General features: G+C 57.3%; 7 protein-coding genes. 5 read left to right on the top strand and 2 right to left on the bottom strand.

Annotated features, from left to right (window positions below):
* Positions 1 to 492 precede the first annotated feature (492 nt).
* Together ACYVIA_RS22095 and ACYVIA_RS22090 are read left to right on the top strand one after the other, a co-directional pair.
* Positions 493 to 1,611 (top strand): GNAT family N-acetyltransferase, encoded by a 1,119-nt coding sequence (locus ACYVIA_RS22095; protein ID WP_460844445.1) that lies wholly within the window; start codon positions 493 to 495, stop codon positions 1,609 to 1,611.
* A gap of 112 nt (positions 1,612 to 1,723) precedes the next feature.
* A complete protein-coding gene (locus ACYVIA_RS22090) occupies positions 1,724 to 2,908 on the top strand; it encodes a GNAT family N-acetyltransferase (RefSeq protein WP_460844443.1) in 1,185 nt (394 codons plus the stop codon).
* 161 nt (positions 2,909 to 3,069) lie between these two features.
* Here ACYVIA_RS22090 and ACYVIA_RS22085 read toward each other — a convergent pair whose 3' ends face one another.
* On the bottom strand, positions 3,070 to 4,059 hold the full coding sequence (locus ACYVIA_RS22085) for an alpha-1,2-fucosyltransferase (protein WP_460844441.1): 990 nt from the start codon (positions 4,057 to 4,059) through the stop codon (positions 3,070 to 3,072).
* A gap of 572 nt (positions 4,060 to 4,631) precedes the next feature.
* A complete protein-coding gene (locus tag ACYVIA_RS22080) occupies positions 4,632 to 5,288 on the bottom strand; it encodes a Clp protease ClpP (protein WP_460844438.1) in 657 nt (218 codons plus the stop codon).
* 373 nt (positions 5,289 to 5,661) lie between these two features.
* Here ACYVIA_RS22080 and ACYVIA_RS22075 point away from each other — a divergent pair, with 373 nt between their 5' ends.
* The 3 genes from ACYVIA_RS22075 to ACYVIA_RS22065 all read left to right on the top strand — a co-directional run bounded on the left by ACYVIA_RS22075 (position 5,662) and on the right by ACYVIA_RS22065 (position 8,706).
* Entirely contained in the window at positions 5,662 to 6,501 is an 840-nt protein-coding gene (locus tag ACYVIA_RS22075) for a hypothetical protein (RefSeq protein WP_460844436.1), read from the top strand.
* A 251-nt stretch (positions 6,502 to 6,752) separates the two neighbouring features.
* Entirely contained in the window at positions 6,753 to 7,643 is an 891-nt protein-coding gene (locus ACYVIA_RS22070; RefSeq protein WP_460844435.1) for a hypothetical protein, read from the top strand.
* A gap of 271 nt (positions 7,644 to 7,914) precedes the next feature.
* On the top strand, positions 7,915 to 8,706 hold the full coding sequence (locus ACYVIA_RS22065) for a hypothetical protein (protein ID WP_460844433.1): 792 nt from the start codon (positions 7,915 to 7,917) through the stop codon (positions 8,704 to 8,706).
* Positions 8,707 to 8,894 lie beyond the last annotated feature (188 nt).

The following is an 8,894-nucleotide window of genomic DNA, read 5'->3' as shown; positions in this document are numbered from 1 at the left end:
CCGTGAAACGACTTCGCGCCGATGATAGTGCTGCAACCAGTGTGAAAGTAGGTAATCGTCAGGCTTGTTACACCAAAAAACCCCTCCGTCCACAAGGACCGAGGGGTTTTTGCTTTTGCAGATCAATTACCGACCCCTACAGGCACCGCCGGAACAGCATGTCAGCGGCACCTTAGTTCAATCAATCTCCATATCCGCTGATACAGAGCAAACCACGCTCATCTCGGGCACCCGATGAAGAACCTCCCGCGCTGCGCAAAAGAATTTCTGTTTGACCGCACTCAACGATCCTGAGCCTGCGGATAGGGACATCGCACGCTAAGAACCATAATAAAAACCATACAGGGCAGAGCTGAAGCATGAGCCTAGTAGGGAGTTGGCTTGTCTGTCCATCTGGAGAGGGAAGGCTCCTCGTTTCTTTTCAATACTGTCGACGTTGCTTGTTCCGCTCATTGCACAGGGGGCGGTGTTCTTCCGAACTTTAGCCACAGAATGGATAGAGAAAACGTCACCATTTCGATGTATCAGGGCTCCTTTCCGTCACCGGTTCAAGCGGGGATGGAACACTTGTACCAGCATCGCTATGCGTCCTATGAGCAGCTGCAGGTGTACGGACATGTTTCACGAGACACGATCGCATATGTTGCGCACAGAGGTGACACGCTGGTCGCTGCACTGCTTTACCGTGTTGCGGCGGGCCGGGTTACCGTGCTCAATGAACAGATGCGCCTGAATGAGGAAGAGATCGAGCGCTTTGCGGGGCATGTGTTCAGCAGCTATCCTTCTGTGCATGCGATTTCATTTCCCGTCGTGCAGGCCGAGACGCGGCGTTTGCCGTTTCCGCATCAGCAGTTCCATTCGACTCAGGATATTGTCCTTGACTTGCCTGGCTCGGTAGAGGAGTACATCGGACGGTTGGGAAAGTCGACGCGCTCCTATGTGAAGCGTTACTTGAACAAGCTCAAGCGCGAACATCCGTCGTTTACTTTTACGGTCTTTACCAATGAAGAGATCAGGGCGGAGCATGTGCGCGCCATTATCGGCTTCAACAAGGCGCGCATGTCGGGTCGAAACAAGGAATCCTATATCGACGAGCAGGAAGAGCGCCGCATTCTTGAGCTGCTCAAGCTGCGCGGCTTTGTCGGGGTGGTGACGATCGATGGAAAGGTATGCGCGGGGACGATCAACACCTGCTTCGGGAAGAACTACTTCCTCCAGGTGATTGCACACGATCCTGCCTACGACGACTACGGGCTGGGGACATTGTGCTGTTACCTGACCATCTGCGAATGCATCGCCCGCAAGGGTGGGGCCTACCACTTCCTGTGGGGGCAATATGAATACAAGTATCGTCTGCTGGGCGTGCAGCGGGACCTCGATCACATCGTTGTTTACCGTTCACGCAGGCATATGCTGGCAAAGCTGCCAATGGTAGCGGGGATGGCGTACAACGGCTACAAGTACACGGCAAGGAGCTGGCTGTTGAACAAGGCCAGGCGCAAGGATGATTCCAGCGTAGTGGCAAGTCTTGCCTATTACCTCGTCAATGGCGTGCGGAATGGCAAGCGCGCAGTGGAACGTTTATTGCATCGACAGCAGCATGTCGCATAAGCACCCGGCACTATTCCGATGCACCCGAGTAGCGGGTATGTGAGTTCGCATGCTGCACCGTTGAACCTGGTGCAGCACAAAGATTTCGACTGCATACACAACTGTGAAATCAATGACCACTGTCACCGAACAACTCAACAAAATGCATTCGGGCGTCAACGATACATTGCTCGACGTCGCGGCAGCGGCAGAAATCAGTATCTCCTGTCATGAAAACGAAGTACCGGTATTTGCGTATCGTGAAATCGAGCGGCTTCACGGACATCTGTACTGCCTCCCGTCCTACCTTGATATGAGCGGCCAGCTCGTGGGCGCCAGTACTTATGTCGTGCGGCAGGGCGGCATACCGGTGACAGTACTCCTGTACCGGCGGGTCGGCGGGGAAGTTCACGTGCTGAGCGAATTCGTTTCCCTCGGCGCAGAAGACATCCGGCGCTTCGCTGCACACATGTTCAGCAGCTACAAGAGCGTCAAGGTAGTGAGTTTTGCCAGGGTACGTACGGACGTGCAGCGACTTCCTTATCCATGGCACGCGGTGAATTACACGGAAGACATGATTGTCGAGTTGCCTGGCAGCGTGAAGGAATATGACGCGCGCGTCGGCAAGAACATGCGACGCAACATCAAGCGTTACACCAATGCGCTGCAGCGCGATTTCCCCTCCTATTCCTATCGTGTGTGCGTGGGATCGGAAGTGAGCGAGCAGGACATCCGCGACATCATCCGGCTAAGTTGCATCAGGATGGAAAGCAAGAACATCGTTCCTCGGTTCAACGAAGCGGAGACGCAATGGATTGTCAAGCTCGCCAGGGAATCCGGGCTGGTCGGGATTGCGACCATCGACGGCAAGGTGTGCGCGGGCGCGATCGGATTTCGCATTGGCGAGAACTACTTCATGCATGTGATTGCGCACGATCCGAAGTACAACTACTACAGCCTCGGTATCGTGTGCTACTACCACACGATCTGCGAAGGCATTGCACGCGGCGCCAAACGTTTTCATCTGCTGCAGGGGCGGTATGGCTACAAGTATCGACTGCTGGCAGAGCGGCACGACATTCTTCATATCGATGTCTACCGCAGCACGCTGCAGGCGGCGCTGCACGGCCGCAGGATGCTCGGAAAAGCGATCAACGGACACATCCACGCTGTCAAGCAGTGGCTGCTGCACGACGTCGAGCGCGCGGAGTCGCGAATGGCGCAGCAGGTCGGGCGGTTGGTGAACCGGTTGCGGCAATGGCGGCGCGCTGGCGGTGTACGGACAAAGGGGGAAGAGGAGTTCGGCGCTGAGTCCTGAGAGCGCATTTGTCGGGAAACCTGTCGCGCTTATCAGGTGAGGGCTGCGCTCGATGTACGCCCCGCGCATCTTCTCCTTATCGCTCCCGGTTCTTCCCGCTCGCCATGATTTTCAAACAGTATTCGTGTATTGAACCTTGAATGACATTGGCCATGTGATCGTCAGGAAGGAACGACGACCCAGCTTGACGGGAAGAAGTCTTCCGGATGGTTAAGCGCATCCAGGCCATTCATGCGTTCCGTCCTGACGACGATCTTTTGAGGATTCCGGTTGAGGTAGGCGGCCCACCAGCTGAACGAGCTGAAACCCGCAGTCACGTTGTGCTTGCAGCGGCTCATCAGATGCAGGTCCTCGTAACCCTTTTCCGGGCCGTTGTGGTCGACGTAGGTAACCTTGCCGGGAATCCGGAGGTTCGCCTTGGTCCATGCCATGTCATCCGAGAAGACGAAGAAATGAGGGCGTTCCAGCCTTTGCGTGAAGTGCGCAATGGCGTTGCGGTAGTAGCGGTCGGTGACGACGCCTTCATACCAGCTGTGGTACTCCGGATTTGTGATGGTGTCGCCGCGCCGCACATGCAGGCTAACGGATTCACCCCCGAGGATTTCTTCTTCGATCTCCTTGCTCCTGAAAGACAATCCTTTCTTCAGCGATAGCTCATCAAGCAGCATGTCACGCATCCAGTCGAAGTAGCGATAGGAGAAAAAACAGCCGCGCAGGATGGTGTCGTCAGGCAGGTCGAGGAAATGCGGTTTGTAGCCCCAGTCACCGCGGTCCTCCACGAACATCCGCTTGTCAGTGCCCGACATCTTCATTGCCATCTTCGATATGTCGATACCCTTGTAGCGAAGCAGGCGGACCGCGCTGCGCAATACCCTGATGTCGCGCAGCTGTGTCTTTACCGCGCTATAAAAGCCGACCGTTGAAGGCGGGCCCTCCATCTTGATGGCGTCCATGCCGAGATACCCGGCACGGATATTGAACTTGTCGAGCTGGAACGAGTGCCCTATGCGCTCGCCGAAATTCACGCCCTCGCGACAGTCGGTATCCACATCGAGATACAGCGCGGTGCTGCGCCGCTGCGCAAGCGCGCGTGCCGCCGCGTACATGAACAGTTGATTGCCAAGACCACTATGGATCTGTACGACGATCATCGACGGCTCCTCTTGCAAGCTTCCGGTCACAGGTAAAACATTGATCCGGCACTGGACAAAGCCATGCGCCGCATATCGTGTGTCGCCGGAGATGTTCGATGGCAGTTGTGCAGATGTACCGATGATGTACGGAAGATGACGCAGTGCCTTCAGGATGCCGCGTTCAGGGGTAAAGCAAGTGTCGGTTCATCGCACGCAACGTGTCGCCGGCCCACATCATGATCGCGATTGTGCGCCGCAAGATGCTGCCGGTAGTTGAGGTTGGATAAGGGCGACGTTGCGACCTCAGGAGAAGAACCGCTTGCATTGCGCAATGTCGTGCAGCGCTGTCGGCAGGAAGCCCGCCGATCCCGTTCCGGGGCTTTGCTGGAAGTTCTACAGGGCGGTCACTTGCACACCATGACCGACTTGCGTTGGTACACCTTGCGGTTCGCGTTTTTCGTTAAGAGCGTCTAACAAAATGCCGCTTGCAGCGTTGCGTGGGGCGGCCGTCCGCCTCCTCGCCGTACGCCATGTACTGTCTTCGTCGGCGCGTCTTGCCATCAGCATTGTGTTAGGCGCTCTAAGCGCGCTTAGCTCGACTTTTCTTTCTCTGCATCGCCGTTTTTGGGTTTGGGGGCATGCGGTGCTGCCAGCCGCACCTGGGCGCGGCGAATGCGTGCCATGCGATGCCGGATTTCATCGGAGTCCATCCATAGGTCTGCGCCTTTCAGGATGCCCTTGATCTCGGCGGGCGACAGGAAAGGCTCGCAGGTACGCGCCATGAACTTTTCGAACCACGCACTGATCGCCATGACTTCCGCCTGCTGCTCGTTACCCTTGCCCGCGAAGCTGCCGGAGTACATGTGGAAAAGAAGCTGGCAGTTATCGTGCACGACGAGTTCATCGCCCGCGAGGAAGATGAAAGCGCCCATCGAATAGGCGCGTGCCTCGAGCACGGTCACGACGTGCGCATTCGACGCGAGCATGTTGTTAATGATTTGCAAACCGGTGTCGAAGTCACCACCCGAGGTGTTGAGATGCAGATAGATGAGGTCGTTCTCGGTGGCGGTGCGCAGCGTGTAGAACAGCTCGGTGTAGTACTGCGGCTGCTGGATGCTGCCCGAGATGTAGTACGAAATCTGGCGGACTTCGGAGCGCCGCTCATAGCGCTGCAGCCCCTGGAAAATTTCAAGACCGGATTCGTTCTGTTCTTGTTCGATCCGCGTTCCCATTCGACGGTCTGACATGGCTTCTCCCTGAGCATCGAGATGTTTTTATCTTACTCCGATTTCGTTGTCGAACCTGGCGAAAATAAACCCGGCTTCAACGTGGTTCCGACTTCAGTCAGGTGTGTGAATCCACGTGCAGTTTCGGCACGCATGTCGCTGGTTCACATTTGCAGATCGGTCGCAAATGAATATACGAAGGAAGGCTGTTCCCAGCCGAGGCGGAAAGCCTGTTCAGCCAGCGTTGTGAAGCCGTCACACAACGCCGCGACGTGATACGAGAGCAAGGTCCCCTTTGAGAGTCGTCAAGGCTGCGGCGGGCTGCGGTAGGTACGCTTGGTCAAGTTATACCAACAAAGATCAGGGAGCTGATATATGAACACAGGTGCACGTCATGTCGAGAGTCTCCCTGAAGTTGGCAACAGTCTTTCTATCCACCTTGCTTGCCGCCTGCGGCGGTGGGGGTGGCGGCGGTGATTCAGCCACCGCAACATCAAACGGCCAGACAAGTAACGGAACTGGCACTCCCACAACGCCGGGAGAAGGCACAACGCCACCAGATAACCCAACCGGTGACGTCACACCACCGGACGAACCCTTCACCGCATCCCTGTCAACGGCACCGGCAAACGGCGCCACGCTCGCAGGAACCGTCACGCTGGAAGTGCAGGGCAGCGCAATCGAGAATGTCGAGCTATTGCCGCCGGACGGCTACAGCCCGCGTCTTGGAGTGTTCACCATCGCACCGGACAAGCGACGCGCGACGCTGGTTTTCGACACACGCAGTCTGCCGAACGGAACCTTGCTGGCCAGGGTCAGTGTTTACAATCGACCGGCAGGCAGCGCCGATGCGACGGAAATCGTGGCAATGCCGACGCGCACCTGGCAGCTCAGGAATGATCCGCCCCCGGCACCGGCAACAATCCCGCCTGCTTCGTATATGCCGGAGGTGCATATCAGCGGACTGAACCTGCCGTACGTCGATCCTGAACCGCTGAGAACCATGATGGCGATGGACGATGCAGCGTATGAATCCATGCTTGCCAACGAGTGGCCGCGGGTGCAGGGGGTGATGCATCAATACATCCCGCCGCATGTCGTGCTGATGCCGCCGACTCCACTCGGCTTCTCCGGTCCCTGGTATTCCTGCCTTGATACTCATGGGCGGCTGGCATGCCGGGAGGCGATGAATAGCATGATCGGCCTCATGTCCAGCAAGGCACCGGTTTCCTGATCCGTACTTCGTATCATTGCATTTCGCTTATTGCGTTACTACAACTTTCCTGTCCGTATCGCATCCATGCCGTTTAGTGCCGGGATGCGAGCAACGGCATCTTCCTGCCATTTGATATTTATCGAATAACTCCTCGAAACACGTTCCACACGGAATTTTTTCGCCTCAAAGCTGCCTATAATCCTTGCAAAAAATATAAGCGCGGCCTGCCGGGTCGCCATTCGAACAATCGCAGCGAAGAGGGGGAGACCATGGGAACAGCAGCAAGGAGTGTTGCACTAGGCGCATTCTGCGTGGGTGTGTTGGCGGCATGCGGAGGCGGGAGTTCCAGTCCCAAGACGGACCAGCAGCCATCCACCGGCGCGCCGGCCTCGGGTTCATCGTTTACCAATCCGCTCGAGCTCGACCCGGCTCCGCAGTTTTCCACGAGTTCGCGCGCAGTGACTTACGACGATTGCTTCCCACGTTTTGACGATGTGGAGCTTGGCGACGTGGTCAAAAGCACTGTGGAGACCTATGCGCAGTCTGAAGGCATCGGCAGCGTCGACCAGACCGAGACGGTTACCGAGATGACGCGTACGACGTTCAACGGGCGTGACGCACTGATCGTCAAGACCGACAACCCGCCTTATCTTCGTTCAGACAACGTCATGGTGCTCGGTGTGGAAGCCACAGCGCTTATCCTGCATGGAGGCAGTATCGCGACGAGCCGGAAGAACTACCTGAATGACGCGACCGGCACGCGGACGCTCACTACCAACACCCCAGCCACGATGGGCGATCTGTCGGCGGGGCGCAGCGCTAGCCCCTTTTTGCTGGGGGACGCGGCGACACACACGTACAAGATGGACTACGTGAACTACCTGGTGCCCGAGCTTAACAGCAGCGTCGACGTCGCCGAAAAGGTCACCTTTATCGGGGTGGAAGAGGGCACCGAGGTTGCAGCCGGCAAGTTCGACTACACCTGCGTATTCCGTCATGAACTGTTCAGCACCATCAACGGCAAGACGGTGACCTCGGTGCAGGACTACTATACGCACAAGTGGTCAGGCGTGAAGGCACTTACCTATGGCGCTCCGCGACCACTCGTCTATCAAATCGTGTCCAACTCAGCCATTGCCCGCCGCAAGGCGGCGCCGTAGGGCGGTACAGAGGTACGAGGGATCCGAGGCAAGGGCACCGCACGGTGCCCTTTGTTTTGGCACGTGGTCCGGGAAAGTGAAAAAAGGAAAGATGCCTTCTCGGAAGTGGCAAAAACTACATCAGAGTGCGGAGATTTACACGCGTGCTTCACGCGGGTCGCGGTAACAGCGGCCTCTGCGCCGCACAGCCGGGTATTCTTGCGGCGACTTCCATGGTGGCGCGGACCTTGCTGCAGTTTCGTTCCATTTCATCCTTGGAAGGAGAACTCACGTGAACGCCAAGCTTACTGCCGTTGCCGCATCGTTCGCCTTAGCCTTTACGGCGAGCACTTTTGCACAAACATCGTCCTCGACCTCGGGTTCGCAGGGACAGCAAGGTTCGCAACAATCCATGAGCAGCGGGTCGAGTTCGGGGAAACAATCCGCGAAGCAGCAGATCGACCAGCAGCACAAGGCTGCCATGGAAAAATGCGACGGCATGAAGGACAACGCCAAGGATATTTGCAAGGCGGAAGCCGATGCACAGAAGGATATTGCTGAAGCGCAGGCCAAGGTCGATGAACGCGATACACCGAAAAACCGCTATGAACTGGCGGAAGCGAAGGCCAAAGGCGAGTACGAGATTGCCAAGGAACGTTGCGATGACCAGATGGGCGACGCCAAGAAGGCCTGCCAGCAGCAGGCCAAGGCGACCCGTGACAGCACGCTGGCACAGGCCAAGAAGCAGTCGCAGACCCAGGCATCCGGCAGCAGCGGCAGCTCCAGCTCCAGCGGTTCTTCCGGCGGGCAATCCATGCAGTCCGGCGGCAGCACATCGGGCGGTTCCTCCGGTATGCAGACACCGTCATCGGGAAGCAGTGGCGCATCGAGCGGCTCTCCCGGCGCATCGGCGGCGCCGTCGTCGTCCTCGAGCGGCGGCATGTCCGGCGGCGCGTCTTCCTCTTCCTCGGGCGGACAGCAAACGCAAACCATGCCGTCTGGCAGCAGTGGCTCCAGCAGCGGTGCAACGACTGGCCAACCCTCCTCATCAGGTTCGCAGCAGCCGTCCGGTCAATCGAAGTAGTCCTTTCCGGGAATACGCGGCTATCCCGCAACGTCTGTCAGTCCTGCTGCGCAATAAGCATCGTAAGCGCCCGGTGATCGCATCTTGAATCGGCAGGTCAAGATCGCGGAGCATCGTGTCCACCATAAACTCAAGTGGACACGTGTACACCATGGAAGAGAATCAGCAAGTACAGCCGAAGCGGCGCC

The sequence above is a fragment of the Noviherbaspirillum agri genome, assembly GCF_054780595.1.
Note: the sequence above shows the minus strand (reverse complement) of the source record. Positions and strands in the feature narration are given on the sequence as shown.